The sequence below is a fragment of the Mesorhizobium sp. M0276 genome (genome assembly GCF_040321755.1).
In the GTDB taxonomy this organism is placed as follows: domain Bacteria; phylum Pseudomonadota; class Alphaproteobacteria; order Rhizobiales; family Rhizobiaceae; genus Mesorhizobium.
In genome coordinates, this window is the sequence record NZ_JAMYSC010000015.1 from 1 (window position 1) to 20,696 (window position 20,696).

A 20,696-nucleotide genomic window follows, 5' to 3' on the forward strand; every position below is an offset into this window, starting at 1 on the left:
CGGTCAATCCGAACCGACCAAGAGACCGATCCTGCCTCAATCAGATGGCCTTCATATATGAATAACTTTCCCCGGACAGTCCTGCGATCGACGGGGGCGAGGAACCCAAGTCCTGCTCGTCTACCGCTCTTCCCGCCGGAACGGCTTGAGCAGCGCCGAGGGCGCCACAGCATTGCGCGACATCACCGCCATGGCGACGATGGTGAAAATGAACGGCAGCATCAGGAACGTTTCGTAGGGGATGTGCCCGAGCCCGCTGGCCTGCATGCGCAGCTGCAAGGCATCGACAAAGGCGAACAGCAGCGCGGCACCCGCCGAGCGCCACGGATCCCAGCGGCCGAAGACGACCAGTGCGATCGCCACCCAGCCGCGTCCGGACACCACGCCGAAGGTGAAGGCGTTGAACTGCGCCATCGACAGGAAGGCGCCGGCCAGCCCCATCAGCGCCCCACCGAGAATGACCGCCTGGAAGCGCGTGGCGATGACGCTGACGCCGGCCGAATCGGCAGCGCGCGGATTTTCACCGACCATACGCACCGACAGGCCCCATGGCGTACGGTAGAGCACGAAGGCGGCCAGTGGTATCGCAAGGATCGCCATATAGACCAGCGCAAACTGGTTGAACACCGCCGGGCCGAGCACCGGAATGTTCGAGAGGATCGGGATCGGCAGCGTCTGAAAACCCTTGATGCTGGGCGGCACCGACTGCTGGCCAAAGATTAGCCGGTAAAGGAAGTAGGCGAGGCCTGACGAGAACAGCGTCACGCCGATGCCGCAGACATGCTGGCTCAAGCCCAGCACCACCGTAAACAGCGCATGCAGCGCACCCATCAGCATGCCGGTCAGTACCGCCGCCAGCACGCCGAGCCACAGGCTGCCGCTGAGGCTGGCGGCGGTGAAACCGGTCATCGCCGACAAAAGCATGATGCCTTCGATGCCGAGATTGAGCACGCCGGCGCGCTCGGAGAACATTTCGCCGAGCGTCGCAAACGCCAGCGGCGTGGCGATGCGGATGATGGCGGCGAGGAAGCCTACCTGAAGGATTTGTTCGAACACCGCGCTCATCGGGCAGCCCCGACGCGACGGATGCGATAGGCGGTGAACAGCAGCGCCACCAGCATGGCGAGCAATGCGGTGCCCTGGATGACGTCGCTGAGGAACGCCGGCACGCCGGTTGCTCGCGACATCGCCTCGGCGCCGGTCATGACGGCGGCCAGGAAGATCGCCGCCGGCACGACACCGAGCGGATTGAGCCGCGCCAGCATGGCAACGACGATGCCAGAATAGCCGTAGCCCGGCGAGATGTCGCTCATCACCTGGAAATGCACGCCGCCGACCTCGCCAACGCCGGCCAGCCCGGCCAGCGCGCCGGACAGCAGAGCGGTCGAGATCAGCACGCGCTCGACATGGATGCCGCCATATCTGGCCGCTTCCTGGTTTTCGCCGGTGACCCTGATCCTGAAACCGAGTGTCGTGCGCACGATCAGGAACCAGATCAGCGGCGCCGCGATCAGCGCCACGAGGACGCCGAGATGCAGCCTTGTGCCCTCGAGCAGCACCGGAAAGTTCGCCGAATCCTCAATCGGCGGTGAGATCGGATAGCCGCTGAACGTGTCCTTCCACGGCCCCTCGATCAGCGCCATCAGCGCATAATAGATGACCGAGTTGAGCAGCAGCGAACTGACGACATCGTCGACCTTGAATTTCACCCGCAGCGTGGCGGGAACAAGTGCTACCGCAGCGCCGGCCGCAGCCCCGGCCACCGCCATCAAGAACATGGCGAGCGGCCCCGGCATGGGGATCGCGCCGACAAAGCAGCTGGCAACCGCACCGGCCAGCAATTGCCCCTCGGCGCCGATGTTCCAGAATTTGGCCCGGAAGGCGACCGCGACCGCCAGTCCGGTGAAGATCATCGGTGCTGCGCGCACCATGGTTTCGGTAATGGCATAGCTATCGCCGAGAGATGCCGTGAACATCACGCCATAGGATTCGAGTACGCCGGCGCCGGCTAGCGCGATGAGCCCGCTGCACAGGACAAGCGTGGCGCCGATCGCCAGCAGCGGCAAAGCCAGATTGAACCAGGCAGGAGTGCTTGCGCGGACTTCCAGGCGGAACATTAGGCGGCACCCTCTGTTCGGTCTGTCGAACAAGGATTCTGACGAAGAGGAACCCCCACCCCTAGCCCCTCCCCACAAGGAGGGGAACTCTCGGAGGCGCTGACCACGACAAAACGGCTGAAGTTTGGGCTCGGAAGCTGTGTGAACGGCGCGCGGCAGCATCCCCCTCCCCCTTGTGGGGAGGGGTTAGGGGTGGGGGTCAGCGCCGCCAGAAGGTTCATCTAGACTCTCCCCCCGCCCCGGTCATCATTAGGCCGAGCCGCGCGATCGTCGCATCGGCGCTGTCGAGCGTGCCGACGATGCGGCCCTCATACATCACCGCGATGCGGTCGCAGAGCACCAGCAGCTCTTCGAGATCCTCGCCGATGACGACGATGCCGCAGCCCTTCGCCCGCATGTCGAGGAATTTCTCGTGGATGAAGCGGGCGGCTCCGATATCGAGGCCGCGCGTCGGCTGCGAGACAACAAGCACCTTCGGATCGAAGGCGAGTTCACGCGCCAGCAGCGCTTTCTGCAGATTGCCGCCGGACAGTGCCCCAGCCCGGGTCATCGGCCCAGGGCACCTGATATCATAGGCCTTGATCTGCTCTTCAGTGAAGGCGCGGATCGCATCCGGCTTGAGCAGGCCCCTGCTGCTGAAAGCGGCGGTGCCGATGCGTGGCAGCACCATCGAATCGGCGAGCGGCAGGTTGGTGACCAGCCCGGTGGTCATGCGGTCTTCCGGGATGCGGCCAAGGCCAAGCGCCTGCACCTCGCGCGGCGAGAAGCGTGTGACCTTGCTGCCGGCGATCGTCATCTGGCCGGCGTCAGGCACACGCGTCCCGGAAATCACCTCCGCCAAGGCACGCTGGCCGTTGCCCGACACGCCGGCAATGCCGAGGATCTCACCGGCACGAACGGCAAGCGACACGTCGCGCAGCGGCGTCCCCGAATGATGTGAGGTTGAAATGCCGTCGAGGGTGAGCACATCGGTACCGGGCGTCGACGGTCCCCGCGCCGGCGGCACGATCTCGTGTCCGCACATCAGTTGCGCCATGGCAGCCGATGTCGTGTTGGCGGGATCGTCGACACGACCCGCAACGCGGCCATGCCGCAGCACCGTGCAGCGATGCGTCAGCGCCCGCACCTCGTTGAGCTTATGCGAGATGAAGATGATGCCGAGGCCTTGCGCCGCCATCGAGCGCAATGCCGAAAACAGCCCGTCGACCTCGCTCGGCGCCAGTACCGCCGTCGGTTCGTCGAGGATCAGCAGCCTGGCGCCGCGAAACAGCGCCTTGACGATTTCCAGCCGCTGCTGTTCGCCGACCGACAGCGCCGAGACCGGCAGGTCCGGGTCAAGTGTGAGGGCATGTTGGCGGCCGATCTCTGCCAGCCGTGCCAGCCCACCGGCGCGGTCGATCCGCCCTGTCTTGCCGGGAATGCCGATCAGAAGGTTTTCCAGCACAGTGAGCCGCGGCGCGAGGTGAAAATGCTGGTGTACCATGCCGATGCCGGCGGCCAGCGCGTCGGCCGAACTGGTGATCCGCACCGGTTGGCCCTGGATGAGAATCTCACCCGCGTCGGGCGCATACGCGCCGAACAGCACATTCATCAGCGTCGTCTTGCCGGCGCCGTTCTCGCCCAGCAGTCCGAGGATTTCGCCGGGAGCGACGCTAAGATCGACAGCCTCGTTGGCCTTGACCGCGCCAAAGCTCTTGGTGATGCCGCGCATTTCGATAAGGGGGGCGGACAAGGGCAAGGATGCTCCTGATCGGAATTGGAATCGACGGATGGGGCGGCGCTGCACCCCCCTCTGGCCTGCCGGCCATCTCCCCCTCAAGGGGGGAGATCGGATGTCACTTCGGCTTTCGCCAATTTGCGGCCGGAGGAACAGCACCGTCAACGAAGCTGCCAATCTCCCCCCTTGAGGGGGAGATGTCCGGCAGGACAGAGGGGGGCGCCTAGCACCACCCCTAAAGGCCGGCCATCAATCCGAAACCGGCGTATTCTCATCCACGTCGACGCGGAAATTGCCTTCGAGAATCTCGGCCTTCTTCTTCTCGACCAACTCCTTGACGTCCGCCGGCAGCGTCTTGTCGAACTTGTGGTAGGGCGCGAGGAACGAGCCGCCCTTGGCCATGCGCGAGAAATCGCCATAATCCTGCGCGGTGAAGACGCCGGCCTTGACCAGTTTGATCGCCTGCTCGACCGTCGGATACATGTCCCAAACGGGACCGGTGATCACCGTGTCCGGGCCGAGGCTCGACTGGTCGGACATGTTGGAGATGGCGAGGATCTTCTTGTCCACAGCCGCTTCGATGACGCCGAATCGCTCGGCGTAGATGACGTCGGCGCCGGCGTCGATCTGCGCGACCGCCGCTTCCTTGGCCTTTGGCGGATCGAAGAAGGAACCGATGAAGGCGACCTTCTTCTTGATGTTGGGATTGACTTCCTTGGCGCCGGCGAAGAAGGCGTTGACCAGCCGGTTCACTTCCGGAATGCCCATCGCCGCGACCGCGCCGATCGTGCCCGACTTCGACATCTTGCCGGCGATCATGCCGGCGAGATAGGCCGGCTCGTGGATCCAATTGTCGAAAACGCCGAAATTGGGTTCCGCAGGCCCGGCACCCGAGCCGAACAGGAAAGCGGTCTTCGGGAACTGCTTGGCGGTGCGGCGCGACTCGCGCTCGGCGGCGAAGGCATCGCCCAACACCAGCTGATAGCCGCCTTGCGCATATTCGCGCATGACGCGGCTGAAATCGGCGGTCTGTACCTTTTCCGACCATTTGTATTCGATGCCGAGTTCCTTCTCGGCCTTCTGCAGGGCGACATGGATCTGGTTGTCCCATGGCTCCTCGATCGGCGTGGCGAAGATCGCCGCGACCTTCAGCTTCTTGTCCTTGCCGAAGGCAGCGCCCGGCAGCATGCCTGCGGCCAGGCCAAGCGCGCCGAGTTCCAGCACGTTGCGCCGCGAAATCCCTTCGCGTTTTACCTGGAATCTATTCTTTCGATTTTCCATTGCATTCCCCTCTGTTCGACAGCCGTGTCGAGCCGGCTGTTCGTGAAAATATTCAGACGGGGAACTATGGAACGACGCTGAACTTTTGTCCACGCGGTCAAATTTGGCAAGGCCTGTGATCAAACCCGTTCGAGCGCGATCGCGATACCCTGGCCGACGCCGATGCACATGGTTGCCAGCGCAAAACGGTCGCCACGCTCGCGAAGTTCCAGCGCAGCCGTTCCGGATATGCGTGCGCCCGACATACCCAGCGGGTGGCCGAGCGCGATGGCGCCGCCATTCGGATTGACGTGCCCGGCATCCTCGGCGATGCCGAGCTGGCGCAGCACGGCGATGCCTTGCGAGGCAAAGGCCTCGTTGAGCTCGATGACGTCGAACTGACTTGGCGTCAGCCCGAGCCGGGCGCAAAGTTTTTGCGTCGCCGGCGCCGGGCCGATCCCCATGATGCGCGGCGCCACGCCTGCGGCGGCACCGCCAAGGATGCGAGCGATCGGCGTCAGACCATATTTCTTGATGGCAGCCTCCGAGGCAACGATCAGCGCCGCCGCCCCGTCATTGACGCCCGACGCGTTGCCGGCCGTCACCGTGCCGCCCTGCCGGAACGGCGTCGGCAGCTTGGCCAGCGCCTCGACGGTGGTGCCGGCACGAGGATGCTCATCCTTGGCGACGACAACCGCATCCCCTTTGCGCTGCGGGATCGTCACGGGGGTGATCTCCTTGGCCAGCCTTCCATTGGCTTGCGCGACGACTGCCCTGTCCTGGCTGCGCGCAGCAAAGGCATCCTGGTCCGCGCGGGAGATGGCGAACTCTTCCGCGACGTTCTCGCCAGTCTCCGGCATCGAATCGACGCCATACTGGCTCTTCATCAGCGGATTGACGAAGCGCCAGCCGATGGTGGTGTCGTAAATCTCGGCATTGCGCGAAAACGCAGCATCGGCCTTGGGCATGACGAAGGGCGCGCGGCTCATCGATTCGACGCCGCCAGCGATCACCAATTCCGCCTCGCCGGCCTTGATGGCGCGCGCGGCAATGATCAGCGCATCCATGCCCGAACCGCACAGGCGATTGACGGTCGAACCCGGAATCTCGTTCGGCAGTCCGGCCAGCAACAGCGCCATGCGCGCCACGTTGCGGTTGTCCTCGCCGGCCTGGTTGGCACAGCCATAGACGACATCGTCGACCGCCTGCCAGTCGATGCCGGGATTGCGCTCGACCAGCGCTCTTAGGGGTATGGCGCCGAGGTCGTCGGTACGCACCGACGACAGCGAACCGCCGAAACGGCCGACCGGCGTGCGGATGTAGTCGCAGATATAGGCCTCGGCCATGTCATGCAGCCTTTGCTTTTCCGGTTCCCTCATGCGCCGCCTTGGTGCGGGCCTGCAGGTCGCGCAATGTAGTGAGTTCGAGTTCGCTTGGCGCCGGTGTTTCGTCAAGCGCCTCGGCGAACTTAACCACCCAGCCACAGCTCTCCCGCACCTGTTCGCGTGTGACGCCCGGATGCAGCGACACGACCGTGAATTCCTTGGTCACGGGATCCGGTTTCCAGATGGCGAGATCGGTGATCAGCAAGGTCGGGCCAGCGGTGTCGATGCCAAGGCGTTGGCGATGATCGCCCCCCTCGCCATGGCCAAAGGAGGTGAAGAAGTCGATCTTCTCGACCATGCCGCGCTTGGTCTGCGCCATGGTGATGTAGATTTCCTTCGACGAGGTCGCGATCTCCGGCGCGCCGCCGCCGCCGGGCAGCCTGGTCTTGGGGTGGAAGTAGTCGCCGATGACCGTGGTGTTGATGTTGCCGAACTTGTCGAGCTGCGCTGCACCGAGGAAGCCGATCGAGATACGGCCGCCCTGCAGCCAGTAGCGGAACATCTCCGGCACCGCGACGGTGGTGACCGCAGTCTCGCACAATTCGCCGTCGCCGATCGACAGCGGCAGCACGTCGGGCGCGGTGCCGATCGTGCCGCTCTCGTAGATCAAGGTGATGTCAGGCGCGTGTGTCAGCCGCGCCACGTTGCAGGCAGCGGACGGCGCGCCGATGCCGACGAAGCAGACATCGTCATTCCGCAGCGCCCGGCTGGCCGCGATGGTCATCATCTCGTTGGGGCTGAACGACAGCTCGCTCATGTCGGTTTCCTCAGATGTTCGACCCGCCCGGCGAAGTCGTCGGCGCTCTTCTCGATGACGTTGGCCTGCATCCACGCCTGGAATTTCTCCCGGTCGGCGGCGATCTCGTCCCATTCGAGATAGGCGGCATTGTCGCGCGCATAGTAGCCATGCGCGTAGGACGGGTGCGAGCCGCCGGGCACGACGGATATCGCCGCGATCGTCCAGTGCGGCAGCACGGTCAAATTGGGGTGCAGATCGTCGAAATTGTCGACCACTTCCTCGACCGTCACCACAGCACGTTTGGCAGCCAGCACAGCTTCCTTCTGGATGCCGATGATGCCCTCGACCAGTACATTGCCCTTCCTGTCGGCCTTCTGCGCATGAACGAAGGTGACGTCTGGCCGGATCGAAGGAACGGCCGCCAGCACCTCGCCGGTGAACGGACAAGAGACCGATTTGATGCTCGGATTGACCGTCGCCAGCCCAGTGCCGCGATAGCCGCGAAACACCGCGCAAGGCAGGCCGGCAGCACCTGCCTCATAGGCGTTGGCCATGCCGGCATGGCTGTGCTCCTCGACCTCGAGCGCGCGCGGATAACCGTTCTCGATGGCATCGCGGGCGCGCCGCAGCAGGCCAACGCCGGGATTGCCGAGATAGGAGAAGACGATTTTCTTCGCCATGCCCATGCCGATCATCTGGTCGTAGATCAGGTCCGGCGTCATGCGGATCAATGTCAGGTCGCGAAACCCCTGGCGGATCGCCTCATGCGCCGCCGCCGTCGGGATCAGATGGGTGAAACCCTCGAAGGCAGCGGTGTCGCCATGGTTCAAATTCTCCGCAACGGCCTGTTTGAGCGGCAGGAACTTGACCATCGCATCGGCTCCGGATTCAAAAAGGTCGTATTGCGAACACGTGTTTCGTATGTGCAGTTGGCATCTACTACATCAGGTCCGTCATCCTCGAGCGACGATGACACCGCCGACCTTCAATGCTTAATCCGATCACGCATTGCGTACCACAGCATCCCCAGCACATAGAGCGGACCGCGCAGCGCCGTGCCGCCCGGGAACGGCATTGGGGTCAGCGTCGAGAACAGGTCGAGCCGCGAGGCGTCGCCGGTGATCGCTTCGGCCAGGAGCTTGCCGGACAGCGTCGACAGGATGACGCCCTTGCCGGAATAGCCATGCGCGAAATAGACCTCGCCATAGTGCCCGACATGCGGCAGCCGCGATGTCGTCACCGACACCAGCCCGCCCCAGGCGTGATCGATGCGGCAACCCTTCAACTGCGGGAAAGTGGCTTCCATATGCGGGCGCACGAAGCCGGCAATGTCTGCCGGCGGCGACGGCGTGTAGCGCTCGCCGCCGCCGAACAGCAGGCGTTCATCCGCCGACATCCGGTAGTAATTGACAACGAAGCGCGTGTCGGACACCGCGACATTGGCCGGGATGACATTGCGTTTGCCATCCAGCGGCTCGGTGGCGACGATGTAGTTGCCCACCGGCATGATGCGACTGTTGACGCGCGGCTCCAGTCCGTTGAGCAGTGCATCGCCCGCCAGCACGACGTGTTTTGCCCGAACCGAACCTTTCGATGTCGAGACCCGGATCGAAGGCTCGCGCTCCAGCCGCGCGGCCACCGAATTCTCGTGGATGGTGACACCGGCAGCGACCGCGGCGTGGGCGAGGCCGAGCGTATAGTTCAGCGGATGCATGTGGCCGCCGAGCGGCTCGTACATCGCGCCATGATAGGGCGTGTGGACCCTGCCGCGGGCGTCCGCCGCCGAGAGGATTTCGGCATGCGGGAACTTCATCACCGTGGCCAGGCACTCGGCCTCTTCTTCAAGATCCCTGAGATCGGAGCCATTGACCGCGCCGACCATGTGGCCAGTCAGCCGCAGGTCGCAATCAATCGCGTGGCGTTCGATGATATCGAGCACCAGCCTGCGCGCCTCGAACGCAAGATCGAACAGCGCCTTTGCCCGCTCGGGCCCATAGAGCTTAACCAGGCCCTTGGCGCCCTTGCGCAGGCCGGGGATCATCTGGCCGCCATTGCGCCCGGAGGCGCCCCAGCCGATCTTTCCGCCTTCGAGCAGCACCACCTTCAAGCCGCGCTCGGCAGCGTGAAGGGCGGCGGACAGGCCGGTGCAGCCGCCGCCGACCACCACCAAATCGGCGTCGGCATCTCCCTGCAGGGCGGCGTGGTCAGGTGACGGATTTGCCGTCGCGACATAGTAGGATTTGCCGATATCCAAACCGGAATTGAAGCCCTCGGAATTGAAGCCCATCATCACACCTTGAGCAGCAGGTGGTCGCGTTCCCAGCTCGTCACCACGCCCTGGAACAGGTCAAGTTCGACGCTCTTGACGCGCAGATAGGTCTGGAAGAAATCCTCGCCGAGCAGTTCCCGCACCGGGTCGCAAGCAGCGAAACGGTCAAGCGCCTCCTCCATGGTCTTCGGCAGCGTGCTTTTGATCTTGTAGGCATTGCCCGACGCCTCGGCCGACCGTGCGAGCTTTTGCTCGACGCCGAGATAGCCGGCAAGCAGCGAGCCGGCGATTGCCAGGTAGGGATTGGAATCAGCTCCCGGAAGCCGGTTCTCCACCCGCCGAGCGGCACGGCCGCCAGCCGGCACGCGTAGGCCGCAGGAGCGATTGTCATGCGACCATTCGATGTTGGCCGGCGCGCTATGATTTGGCCTTATGCGGCGGAACGAGTTCACATTGGGCGCGAACAGCAGCATGATTTCGGGGACATATTTCTGCAGGCCGCCGATGAAATGGCCGAACATCTCGGTATCGCCATCATCAGTGTTGGCAAACAGCGTCCTGCCAGCCTCGTCGATGACCGACATGTGCAGGTGCATCGAGCTGCCGGCCTGAGCCGCGATCGGCTTGGCCATGAACGTGGCATACATGCCGCTTTGCCGCGCGGCCTGGCGCGTCAATCGCTTGAACAGCAGCACCTTATCGGCCAGCGGCAGCGCATCGCCATGCAGGAAATTGATTTCCAACTGTGCCGTGCCTGACTCGTGGATCAGCGTGTCGAGCGGCAGCCCGGCCGCCGCCGCATAATCATAGATGCGGCGGATCACCGGCTCGAATTCCTCGAGCGCCGCCATGTCATAGGGATGCTGTACGGTTTCAGCGCGGCCATTGCTGCCGACTGGTGCGATCAGCGGCTGGCCGGGATCGGGATTGGGCGCGGTCAGATAGAATTCGAGCTCCGGCGCCACCACCGCCCGCCAGCCGCGTTGCTTGTAGAGATCGAGCACGGCCCGCAGCACATGGCGCGGCGAGGCCATCCATGGCCTGCCGTTCATGTGGAAAGCATCGGCAAAGACATAGGCCTTGCCGGCACCGGCGCCGGGCGCCAGGCAGAGCGTCGAAAGGTCCGGCACCATGCGCATGTCTGGGTCGGAATAGGCAAAACCCTCGTCGATCGAGCCGGAATAGCGGCCATCGATGCTGACCAGGAAGGCGCTGCTCGGCAGATAGAGCGCGCGGTCTTCCAGCGCCTGGAGGAACTTGGCCGTCGGTAGGGCCTTGCCGCGCAGGACGCCATTCATGTCGGGCACCAGGCACTCGACCTCGTTGATGCCGTGCTGGGCCAACCAGGCTTTGGGATCGTTGCGGCTGGAGAGCGAGATATTCGTGATTTGGTCAGGCATTTCGTTCATGTCCGTATCCGAGAGAGTATGGCTTGCGCGGCTACATCCGCTCCAGGTCGCAGCGTCATTTGGGCTGCATTGTCTCTGAGGCAGGCACGCATGGCGTCGTCGGCCAGCAGGCCGAGAATCGCTCTCTCAGTACTCCTTCGGTCCAGGCATCGCGGCCGATATGCTTGCCGACGCCAGTCTCGCCCGCACGGCGGGCCATGGCGTGCCCGTCCCCGGACCGGGCGCCTCTTACACGCAGTGCCTGCGCGAAGCCGACGCAATTCAATGCAGGTCCGAAACTCGCTTCGGGAAACAGCGCAATGGTCGGGCTGGCTTTACGCGTCAATTAATCCTCGTCATCCGGCCGGCGGATCATGCCGAACAGCGCGGGAGCGGAGAGCCGCAGACGAATGCGAAGCAGATCGGCAGCCAACTCATACTGCTGGCTTTCAAGATGGTCGAGTATATTCACGTGTTCGCGCAGCGATTGCTGCAACCGGAAGACATCGACGATGTCACGGTTGATGTCGGCCGCTGCTCGCTCTGGGTGCGGCGCAGACGCCAGAACTCGCGGGCAATGATCACCTTCGCAGACTGGTTGAAGACGGCCGGACCGGGAAACCAGCCCAATCATGGCCGGGAAACAGCAATGCCGCCGGGCGAGGCCCGGCGGCATCTTTATTAACTGGCTACCGCCGTTTCGGCGACGATTCGCTACGGCGTCGTTTCCGCTTCAATCGCGGCCGCCGTCTGGTCGATCTTATCGGCAAGGACGCCCTGGGCCCAGGCCGTGACCTCGTCGTCGACCGGCTTGTTGGCCATGTCCGTCAGCGCCGCGTCGAGCGATACATCGTCGGTGCCGACCGCTGCCGCCGTCGCCTCGTCATTGGCGGCGGTGACCTCTGCCTCCTGGGCAGTGATTTCGGCTTGCAGATCCGTTATCTTCCCAGGCAAGGCCGCCTGGTCTTCGGTCGACAGCGCGGCAATCTGCTCGGGCTTCAGCGACGTCAGCGCAGTCAACTGCGCATTCAGCGCATCCAGCTTGGCTTGGGCCGCTTCAGCCGCGGCCTGGGCGACCTTGGCTTTCGCGGACTGCGTCACGAAAGCCTGGATGGCAGCGAACTTCTTGCTCTTGGAGTTCATGTAAGCATTGATGTTACGCTGCAGCGAATTCAGCCGGCCAAGCTTGGCATGGATGTTCTTCTCCTTGGGCACGGACGAGACCTTTGTGGTCGTGTCGAGCGTGGTGTCGTCCGCTTCGGCCTTGGCCACCTGTCCAGGAGCGGACGACTTGCCGTGCGAAGCGCCGCTGTTGCCATGGCCGTTGCCATTGCCGCCACCGTGGCCATTTCCACCCCCATTGCCGCCGCCGTTACCGTGCCCGTTGCCGCCGGCTCCGGCGATCGCCGGAGACGCCAGGAGCGCCAACGCGGCAAGCGCCGCGAACAGAGTTTTTCGGTTTGTCATGATATCTCCTCGGGGAATCGCCACTCTTCGCCCAACCGCTAGCGACCGTCGTATGAGGAATTCCTAATTGTACAGAGTAAACTTTAGACAAATGCCGTCTCAATACGCGATCTGGAATCGCCGGCATGCGTAACCATCTGATATTTCAAAGGAATGTTCGACCATGGGCCGCCGTGGCACTGAAGTCCCATGCCGATCGGACCATAGTCTTGGCTACCGACCGGCAGCACGGAAAAGTCGTGGGGCAGTCTATCGCAAAGGCGCTGAAACAAAGAGGCTGGCGCCCAAATCATGGTCTCGGCCGATGCTCTCACCGCAAATCGCAGGCCGGCCTGTTCGCACGCTTCGTCGAGATCATCGACGCGCGTATCCGCTAAGTCCGCTATCCCTCGGCTTCCCAGGAACCGGTCTCGGCCATTCGCCTGAGCAACGGGGCCACGCGGAACACGTCCTTGCCAGTCCGCTGATGCCAGTACTCGAGCCGCTCGACGATCCTGGCCGCACCTTCGAGATCGGCCCAGAACATGGGGCCGCCCTTGCCGACGGGAAATCCATAGCCGTTGACCCAGACGACATCGATGTCGGACGCGCGGGCCGCGATCCCTTCCTCCAGGATCTTCGCGCCTTCGTTGATCAGGGGATAGAGCGTGCGCTCAGTGATTTCTTCCGCACTGATCGCGCGCGGAGCGATGCCCTTTTCGTCCGCCTTGGCGCGGATCAGCGCCTCGACTTTCGGGTCCGGAACCGGTGTGCGCGAACCGTTCTCGTAGAGATAGAACCCCTTGCCGGTCTTCTGGCCGAACCGTCCTTGCTCGCAGAGCGTATCGGCGATGACGGCTGTCAGGCCGCGCGCCTTGCGGTTGCGCCAGCCAATGTCGAGTCCGGCGAGATCGCTCATCTGGAAAGGCCCCATCGGCCAGCCGAAATCGGCAAATGCCCGGTCGATCTGACGTGGGGTAGCGCCTTCCAAAAGAAGCGCTTCGGATTCCGAACCACGCGCCGCCAGCATGCGGTTGCCGACGAAGCCATGGCAGACGCCGACGACGACAGCCACCTTGCCGATCCGCCGCGCCAGGTCGACGACGGTCGCCAGTGCATCGGGCGCGGTCTTCTGCGCCCGCACGATCTCCAGCAGCTTCATGACATTGGCAGGCGAGAAGAAGTGCAGGCCGACCACATCCTGCGGGCGCGAGGTCGAGGTGGCGATTTCGTTGATGTCGAGATAGGAGGTGTTGGTGGCGAGGATCGCACCGGGCTTCGCCACCGCATCGAGCTTGCCGAAGACTTCCTTCTTGACCGCCATGTCCTCGAACACCGCCTCGACGATCAGTCGCAATCGGCGAGATCGGCATAGTCGGTGGAGCCCTTGAACTGGGCGAGCCGCTGGCGCTTGCCATCTTCGCTTAGCGAACCGCGCGTGACGGACACCGAATAGTTCTTGTCGATGGTTGCCAGCCCATGCTGCAGGGCTTCCTGGCTGGTTTCCAGGAGGGTGACGGGGTAGCCGCCATTGACGAAAGCCATGGCGATGCCGCCGCCCATCGTGCCGGCGCCGATGACTCCGACGCGGGCGATCCTGCGCTTGACGATGTCCTTCGCCGAAATCTTTGCCGCCTCGCGTTCGGCGAAGAACAGATGGCGCTGCGCCCGCGACTGATCGCTGCCGACCAGTTTCACGAACAGCGCACGCTCCGCAGCCAGCGCCGCGTCGAAGGGCAGCGTAGCGGCATTGCGCACCGACAGCGCACAGGCGACCGGCGCCTCGAGGCCGCGCGCCTTCCTGGCGAGGTCCGCGGCCTCGGCGTCGAGAGCCGCGAGGTCGGTCTCCTTGAGCTCGTCATCGCGATCGCGCACCGGGGTGAAGGGACCACCCTTTCGGGCTATTTCCCTGGCGAAGTTCACGGCATGCGTGGTCAGATCGCCTTCGAAGACAGCATCGATCAGGCCGGCTTCATGCGCCTCGGCCGTGCCGATCGGCGCGCCTGAGACGATCATCTTCAACGCCTTCATCGCGCCTACCAGGCGCGGCAGCCGCACCGTGCCGCCGCCGCCCGGCAACAGGCCGAGCTTGACCTCGGGCAGGCCGAGCTTGGCGCCGGCGTCGGCAACGCGGAAATGGCAGCCGAGCGCCAATTCCAGGCCGCCGCCGAGCGCGGTGCCCTGAATGGCGGCGACGGTCGGCTTGGCGATGGTTTCCAGCGTTGCCACGATGGCGCGCAGATCGGGTTGCTGCATCGGTTTGCCGAATTCGGTGATGTCGGCGCCGGCGACAAAGGTCCGGCCGGCGCAAGCGATGACGATGGCCGCGACCGACGGATCGTCGCGCAAGGCAACCAGCGCCTGCATCAGCGGCTCACGGACATGAAAGCTCAGCGCGTTGACTGGTGGGTTGTCGATGGTGACGATAGCGACGTCGCCATCCCGGTTGACCCTGATGAAATCGGACACACAAACCTCCCAGCAATGGCGAGCAGCTTGCGGCCGCGCGATCGGGATTTACAGCGCCACGACGCGGATGGGAACCGGCTGCCCGGCTGGCATAATGATTAGCCGTTCGAGGTGCCTGGCCGCCATCATCTCCGAAGTAGCGATCCTTCACACCCCCCTCTGCCCTGCCGGGCATCTCCCCCGCAAGGGGGAGATTAGCAGCTTCTGCGTCTCGCTCACTTAGCAATGTTGGATATTGGCGAAAGCCGCGATAATGGCCGATCTCCCTCCTTGCGGGGGAGATGTCCGGCAGGACAGAGGGGGGTGCTGTCCTGCCAGCATCGACATTCTACATTACAAGCGGCGCAGTTACATGGTCAGTTCAGCGCAGCGCCTTCTGTCCGCCCGCCGCAGTGATGACGCCAACGATGATCAGCCCCGTCAGCAGCAATCGCACGCCGGCGCTGACGCCGAACGTGTTGAGCATGGTCAGCAAAAGCACCAGGAACAGCGCCGCGCCCCAGACGCCGGGGACATTGGCCTTACCGCCGGCCACCGACGTGCCGCCGATGACGACGACGGCGATCGAGGCCAGCAGGTATTCGTTGCCGATGTCGACATTGGCGCCGCGGAAATAGCCGGCGAGCAGCGCACCGTCTATGCCGCCAAGCGCGCCCGACAGCGTGTAGGTGAGGAAGCGGATGCGGCCGACATTGACGCCGGCCAGCCACGCGGCACGGATGTTCTGGCCGATCGCTAGCACCGAGCGGCCATAGATCATGCGCTGCAGCGCGACGGCAGCCCCGACGGTGAACAGCACGGTGAGGATCGCCAGCGCCGGAATGCCCAGCACCTGCCAGTTCGCGAAATCGGCGAAGCCCGGCGGCGGCTTGATCTGCAAGCCGCGCCCATAGCTGATATCGATCGACTGGATGATGAAGCTGGCCGACAGCGTTGCGATGATCGGCGGAATGCGCAGTGCCCAGATCAGCAGATAGTTGGCGGCGCCGATCGCCGCCCCGCAGGCAAGCGCCGCCAGCAGCCCGACCGCGATCATCGAATCGTTGCCGTCCATCACCTTCATGGCGACGGCGCTGGCGAGGCCGATATTGGCGGGCAGCGACAGGTCCACATTGCCCGGACCAAGCGTGATGACGAACATCTGGCCGATGCCGACGATGACCGTGAACACCGCAAGCGACAGAGCGGCGGTGAGCATGCCGCCGGCGCCATAGCCACCGGTGAAGGCGATCGTCGCCAGCCACACCAGCAGGGCGCCGAGAAAAGACCAGATCCAGGGTTTGGTCAGCAGCGATTTCACTGAGGTCATCGCTCACCTCTCCTTGCGGCTGATCAGCACCCGCGCCGCCAGCACGATGATCAGGATGGCGCCGTTGGCGGCCACCTGCCAGTCGGGTGGAATGTGCATGAAGGTGAGCAGCGGCGAGGCCGCCAGCGCCAGCGTCAGCGCGCCGATCACCGCGCCGATCGGCGACACCCGCCCACCGACGAACTCGCCGCCGCCCAGGATGACGCCGGCGATCGCCAGCAGCGTGTAGCCATTGCCGATATTGGCGTCGGCCGAAGTAGTGATGCCGATCAGCGCCATGCCCGACAGCACGCCGAACAGGCCGGCTAACGCAAACAGCACGATCTTGGTCTTGAGCAGCGACCAGCCAGCACGCCCGAGCGCCGCCGGATTGCCGCCCGAGCCGCGCAGGATGACGCCATAGGAGGTGCGCATCAGGCCGAAATGGACGATGAAACCGATCAGCAGCGCGGCAATGATCGGGAACGGCACCAAAGGCGGCTTGAACGCCATCAGCCCAAGCAGCCAGTCCGGTGCCTTGCCGCCGGGTTTGGGCAGCACGAGAATGGCGAGCCCCTGCCACACAAAACTCATGCCGAGCGTCACCACGATCGACGGCAAATTGCGCAGATGGATCAGCGCGCCGAGCAGAGCATAGACGCCGATCGATCCGAGCAGGATCACGACGCCGATGACCGGCGCGTCCTTCAGCCATGTCGCGGTGACACAGCCGACAAAGCCGACGAAGGTGCCGATCGACAGGTCGAGTTCATTGCCTGATATGACGAACATCTGCGCGATTGTCGCCAGCGCGATTGGGATCGCCAAATTGAGCATCAAGCTGAAGCCGAAATAGCTGATGGCGCGCGGGTTGAGCCAGGCGATGGCAAGCAGCACCAACGCCAGCGACAGCGCCGGCAGCAGCCCGCGCAACAGGCGGGCGCGGGCAAGCGCACCACGCTCGGCGGAAGTCCTGGCAGCGGTTTCGAGACTGGTGGCCGTCATCTCAGGCCGCATCGCCAAACGAGGATTGGATGATCTTCTCTTCGGTCAACTCGTCGCGGCGCAGATTGGCGACGATGCGGCCGTTCTTGAAGACATAGACATGGTCGCAATTGTCGAGCTCTTCGGTTTCCGTGGTGTACCAGAGAAAGGTGCGACCGCGGCTGGCCTCTTCGCGCACGAGGTCGTAGACCTCCAGCTTGGTGCCGATATCGACGCCGCGCATCGGATCGTCCATCAGCACGATCTCAGCATCGGACCCCAGGGCGCGGGCAAACAGCGCCTTCTGCTGGTTGCCGCCCGAAAGCGAAAAGATGTTATTGTTCATGTTTGGCGTGCGGATGCCGATCTTCTTCTGCCAGAACTGAGCAAGCTCGGCCTCGCGCTCCGGCGAGATCAGCAGCCCGTTGCGCAGGCGCGTAAGCGAGCGGATGCCGATGTTCTCAGTGATCGACCATTGCGGAAAGATGCCGTCCGCCTGGCGGTCGCCGGCCACCAGCGCCACCGGCGCGGTCACTTGGATGCCGGTCCGGGCGTGCGATGCTGCGGCGAAGATCGCCAGCAGCAGGTCGGTCTGGCCATGTCCCGCCAGTCCGGCAAGGCCAATGATCTCGCCGGCGCAGGCGACGAGGTCGGTGCCGTCCTTCTGTGCGGCGGGACGCGCCCGGACCCGCAGCGGACTGGCTCCGGGCTTGGCGGCAGCGATTTCGGCGGCGATCCTCTGGCGCGCTTCCGCTCCGCCCATCGCCGTCACCAGCCGGTCGCGGTCGAAGGCGCTGGCAGCATCAGCGACAACCACTTTGCCGTCGCGCATCACCACGATGCGGTCGGCATTGCGCAGCACCTCGCCCAGTACGTGCGAAATCAGGATGCAGCTTTTGCCGCCGGCAACGAAGCGGCGCACGAAAGCCAGCAACTGGCCAGCCGTATGGGAGTCGAGCGACGATGTCGGCTCGTCGAGGATGACGAGGTCGAGCCGATCCTGGATCACCGTGAATGCGCGCGCCACCTCCACCATCTGGCGCCGGCCGATCGACAGGTCGCCGACGATGTCCGAGGGCGAGATGCTGTGGCCCGGAAATATCTCGTCAAGCTTGGCGGCGATCAGATCGGCCGCCTTGCGTCGCCAGCCGAAGCCGCGCAGCGAAGCATGGTTGATGCGCGTATTCTCGGCGACGCTGAGATTGGGGCACAGCGACAGTTCCTGGAACACGCAGCGTATGCCGAGCTGCTGCGCCCGCGACACCGAGTAGTTCGCCTCAATGCCGCCATGCACGCCGATCTGCCCGCTGTCGGGCGTCAACGTGCCCGCCACCATATGCATCAGTGTCGACTTGCCTGCGCCATTGTGACCGACGAGACCCACGCATTCACCGGGCCCGACATGAAAGTCGACGCCGCCCAGTGCGCGAACGGCGCCGAAATGTTTTTCGGCGCCGTTCAGTCTGATGATGTCAGCGTTCCCTTCAGGCATGCTCAACGATATCCGCTCGGCGATACGGACGGCAACGCTGCCGTGATGCTCACTTGATGTTGGCCTTGATGGCCGCGATCGCGTCTTCCTGCGTGTATTCGTGGCTGGCAACGCCACCCTTGGGGATCTTCGGCAGCTCGGCCTCGAAATCGTCTTGGGTGAACGCCAGATACGGCACCAGCAGATCGTGCGGAATATCCTTGCGGCCATCGAGCACCTGCTGCGCCACCCAGAAGGCGAGCGACGAGACGCCGGGCGCGATCGATGCCGACCAGGTCTTGTAGCCATCCTTGTCCTTCTGTTCCTTCCACCACTGCAGCTCGTCCTGGCGGTTGCCCATGATGATGGTCGGGCGCGGCTTGCCGGCGGCGGCGAAGGCCTGTGCCGCGCCATAGCCGTCACCGCCCTGGTCGACGATGCCGACGACATCCGGCAGCGAAGGCAGGATGGTCGCCACCGCCTTCTGTGCCGTCGTCTGGTCCCAGTCGCCGGTCACCGAACCGACGATCTTGAACTCCGGATGGGCGGCAACGCCTTCAAGGATGCCGGCATGGATGGCATCGTCGATCGAGGTGCCGGCAAGGCCACGGATTTCCAGCAGGTTGCCGCCCTTGGGCTGGAACTTGGCCATCTGCTCGACTTCCTGCTTGCCCATGTCCTTGAAGTCGACGACGACGCGGTAGGCGCAGGGCTCGGTCACGGTGCCGTCGAAGGAAACAACGACGATGCCGGCATCGCAAGCCTGCTTGATGGCGCCATTGAGCGCATCCGGCGAGGCGGCGTTGATGACGATCGCGTCATAACCCTGCAGGATAAGGTTCTGCACCTGCGCCGCCTGCGTCGGCACTTCCTTGTCGGCAGTGGTGAAGATGTCGGCCGCGCCGACGATCTTGTCGGCGACCGCCTTCTTGGTGACGATGCCATAGCTGTCGAGCATGGCCTGCCGCCAGGAATTGCCGGCATAGTTGTTGGAAAAGGCGATCTTCTTGCCACTGGTGTCGGCCAGCGCCGTGCCCGAGGCAAGCATTGCCGCCAGAGCGCCCAGAACGAACAGTTTCTTCATGTCATACTCCTCCCAGATGTGTTGACTGATGCAATTCCCGCCGGCTTTGGCCCGGCCTCACTCCCAACTCTGATTTGAGCACGGATTGTCGCGGACTCAAAACAGTCTCAATCCCGGCACGCGCACCCTGAGCCGGTACAGCGACGTCGACGCGGTAATGTAGAGGCTTTGCAGGTCGTCGTCGCCGAACGTAAAATTCGCGCAATCTTCGGGCGTCCGGATAACGCCCAGAATGGCGCCCGACGCGTCGAAAACATGGATACCACCGGGGCCGGTGCAGTAAAGATTGCCGCGGCTATCGATCTTCATGCCGTCGGGCGCTCCCAGGCCTTCGCCCTCGGTCACCGCCCAGACCGCGCCGCCGTTGAGATCGCCATTCGCTTCGACGCCGAACACTCTGATATGTCCGCGTTCGGTGTCGTTGATGAACAGCCGCGACTCGTCCAGCGAAAAGCAAAGTCCGTTCGGCTGCACGAAATCGTCGGCCAGCAAGGTCAGTCGTGCGCCGTCGCCATCGATGCGGTAGACACCCTGGAACCGCAGCTCCTGAGGACGGGCAACGCCATAGAATTCCACCCTGCCGCAGCCAGGATCGGTGAAGTAGATCGATCCGCCGGTGGCAACAACGATGTCGTTCGGGCTATTGAGCTGCTTGCCCTGATGATGTGTCGCGAGCACGGTCACGCTGCCGTTGGCCTCGGCCCGGATCACGCGGCTCGTCGCGTGCTCACAGGTGATCAGCCGCCCCTGGCGGTCCAGCGTGTTGCCATTGGCCTTGTGGCTCGGCTCGCGGAACAGCTCGATCTCGCCCGCCCTAGCGCGATACATCCGGCTTTCGGGAATATCGGAGAAGACCAGCCACTTCTCGTACGGATGCCAGACCGGCCCTTCGAGGAAGCCGAAGCCGCTCGCCAGCGTTTCGATCACTGCATCGCCAACGACATCGTCGAAGCCGGATTGGCGGGCGCGCGCCGAAACTGACATCACTGGCTCGCGGCGGCGCCGACAGTTGCGCGAACCGGCATGGTAACGAATGACATAAGCGCTCTCCCGATATGGTCTTTTTATGTGTCGAGCGT

The 20,696-nt window shown here is 64.0% G+C and carries 17 protein-coding genes and 1 pseudogene; 2 read left to right on the plus strand and 16 right to left on the minus strand.

The window, feature by feature from the left end; translation table 11 throughout:
* Window positions 1–120: 120 nt before the first annotated feature.
* The 9 genes from NKJ01_RS13805 to NKJ01_RS13845 form a co-directional block, all read right to left on the minus strand.
* The gene (locus tag NKJ01_RS13805; protein ID WP_352728637.1) at window positions 121–1,065 is read right to left on the minus strand and encodes an ABC transporter permease; all 945 of its coding nucleotides are present in this window, start codon (window positions 1,063–1,065) and stop codon (window positions 121–123) included.
* Window positions 1,062–2,117, minus strand: coding sequence for an ABC transporter permease (locus tag NKJ01_RS13810; protein ID WP_352728639.1), 1,056 nt, complete (start codon window positions 2,115–2,117; stop codon window positions 1,062–1,064). The genes NKJ01_RS13805 and NKJ01_RS13810 overlap by 4 nt, the downstream gene beginning before the upstream one ends.
* Before the next feature lie 217 nt (window positions 2,118–2,334).
* Entirely contained in the window at window positions 2,335–3,849 is a 1,515-nt protein-coding gene (locus NKJ01_RS13815) for an ABC transporter ATP-binding protein (protein WP_352728641.1), read from the minus strand.
* 234 nt (window positions 3,850–4,083) lie between these two features.
* Window positions 4,084–5,115 (minus strand): BMP family protein, encoded by a 1,032-nt coding sequence (locus tag NKJ01_RS13820; RefSeq protein WP_352728642.1) that lies wholly within the window; start codon window positions 5,113–5,115, stop codon window positions 4,084–4,086.
* A gap of 119 nt (window positions 5,116–5,234) precedes the next feature.
* The gene (pcaF, locus tag NKJ01_RS13825; RefSeq protein ID WP_352728841.1) at window positions 5,235–6,440 is read right to left on the minus strand and encodes a 3-oxoadipyl-CoA thiolase; all 1,206 of its coding nucleotides are present in this window, start codon (window positions 6,438–6,440) and stop codon (window positions 5,235–5,237) included.
* Window position 6,441: 1 nt separating this feature from the next.
* Complete coding sequence (locus tag NKJ01_RS13830) at window positions 6,442–7,236, minus strand: CoA-transferase subunit beta (RefSeq protein WP_352728644.1); 795 nt, start codon at window positions 7,234–7,236, stop codon at window positions 6,442–6,444.
* A complete protein-coding gene (locus NKJ01_RS13835; RefSeq protein ID WP_352728646.1) occupies window positions 7,233–8,090 on the minus strand; it encodes a CoA transferase subunit A in 858 nt (285 codons plus the stop codon). The genes NKJ01_RS13830 and NKJ01_RS13835 overlap by 4 nt, the downstream gene beginning before the upstream one ends.
* A gap of 113 nt (window positions 8,091–8,203) precedes the next feature.
* On the minus strand, window positions 8,204–9,508 hold the full coding sequence (locus tag NKJ01_RS13840) for an NAD(P)/FAD-dependent oxidoreductase (protein ID WP_352728648.1): 1,305 nt from the start codon (window positions 9,506–9,508) through the stop codon (window positions 8,204–8,206).
* Window positions 9,508–10,887, minus strand: a complete 1,380-nt coding sequence (locus NKJ01_RS13845) for a glutamine synthetase family protein (RefSeq protein ID WP_352728650.1) — start codon at window positions 10,885–10,887, stop codon at window positions 9,508–9,510. The genes NKJ01_RS13840 and NKJ01_RS13845 overlap by 1 nt, the downstream gene beginning before the upstream one ends.
* Window positions 10,888–11,056: 169 nt before the next feature.
* On the opposite strand from NKJ01_RS13845, the gene NKJ01_RS13850 reads away from it, so the two are divergent.
* Window positions 11,057–11,560 (plus strand): hypothetical protein, encoded by a 504-nt coding sequence (locus NKJ01_RS13850; RefSeq protein WP_352728652.1) that lies wholly within the window; start codon window positions 11,057–11,059, stop codon window positions 11,558–11,560.
* 29 nt (window positions 11,561–11,589) lie between these two features.
* On the opposite strand, the gene NKJ01_RS13855 is transcribed toward NKJ01_RS13850, so the two are convergent.
* Complete coding sequence (locus NKJ01_RS13855) at window positions 11,590–12,342, minus strand: hypothetical protein (RefSeq protein WP_352728654.1); 753 nt, start codon at window positions 12,340–12,342, stop codon at window positions 11,590–11,592.
* 125 nt (window positions 12,343–12,467) lie between these two features.
* On the opposite strand from NKJ01_RS13855, the gene NKJ01_RS13860 reads away from it, so the two are divergent.
* Window positions 12,468–12,719 (plus strand): hypothetical protein, encoded by a 252-nt coding sequence (locus tag NKJ01_RS13860; RefSeq protein WP_352606893.1) that lies wholly within the window; start codon window positions 12,468–12,470, stop codon window positions 12,717–12,719.
* Window positions 12,720–12,724: 5 nt separating this feature from the next.
* On the opposite strand, the pseudogene NKJ01_RS13865 reads toward NKJ01_RS13860, so the two are convergent.
* The 6 genes and pseudogenes from NKJ01_RS13865 to NKJ01_RS13890 form a co-directional block, all read right to left on the minus strand.
* Window positions 12,725–14,790 (minus strand): annotated as a pseudogene (locus tag NKJ01_RS13865) (3-hydroxyacyl-CoA dehydrogenase NAD-binding domain-containing protein).
* 361 nt (window positions 14,791–15,151) lie between these two features.
* Window positions 15,152–16,099, minus strand: coding sequence for an ABC transporter permease (locus NKJ01_RS13870; RefSeq protein ID WP_352728656.1), 948 nt, complete (start codon window positions 16,097–16,099; stop codon window positions 15,152–15,154).
* A 3-nt stretch (window positions 16,100–16,102) separates the two neighbouring features.
* On the minus strand, window positions 16,103–17,083 hold the full coding sequence (locus NKJ01_RS13875) for an ABC transporter permease (RefSeq protein WP_352728658.1): 981 nt from the start codon (window positions 17,081–17,083) through the stop codon (window positions 16,103–16,105).
* A 1-nt stretch (window position 17,084) separates the two neighbouring features.
* On the minus strand, window positions 17,085–18,554 hold the full coding sequence (locus NKJ01_RS13880; RefSeq protein ID WP_352728660.1) for a sugar ABC transporter ATP-binding protein: 1,470 nt from the start codon (window positions 18,552–18,554) through the stop codon (window positions 17,085–17,087).
* Window positions 18,555–18,603: 49 nt separating this feature from the next.
* Window positions 18,604–19,617: an ABC transporter substrate-binding protein gene (locus tag NKJ01_RS13885; protein WP_023760912.1), complete on the minus strand. Its 1,014-nt coding sequence runs from the start codon at window positions 19,615–19,617 to the stop codon at window positions 18,604–18,606.
* A gap of 96 nt (window positions 19,618–19,713) precedes the next feature.
* On the minus strand, window positions 19,714–20,544 hold the full coding sequence (locus tag NKJ01_RS13890) for an SMP-30/gluconolactonase/LRE family protein (protein ID WP_352728662.1): 831 nt from the start codon (window positions 20,542–20,544) through the stop codon (window positions 19,714–19,716).
* Window positions 20,545–20,696 lie beyond the last annotated feature (152 nt).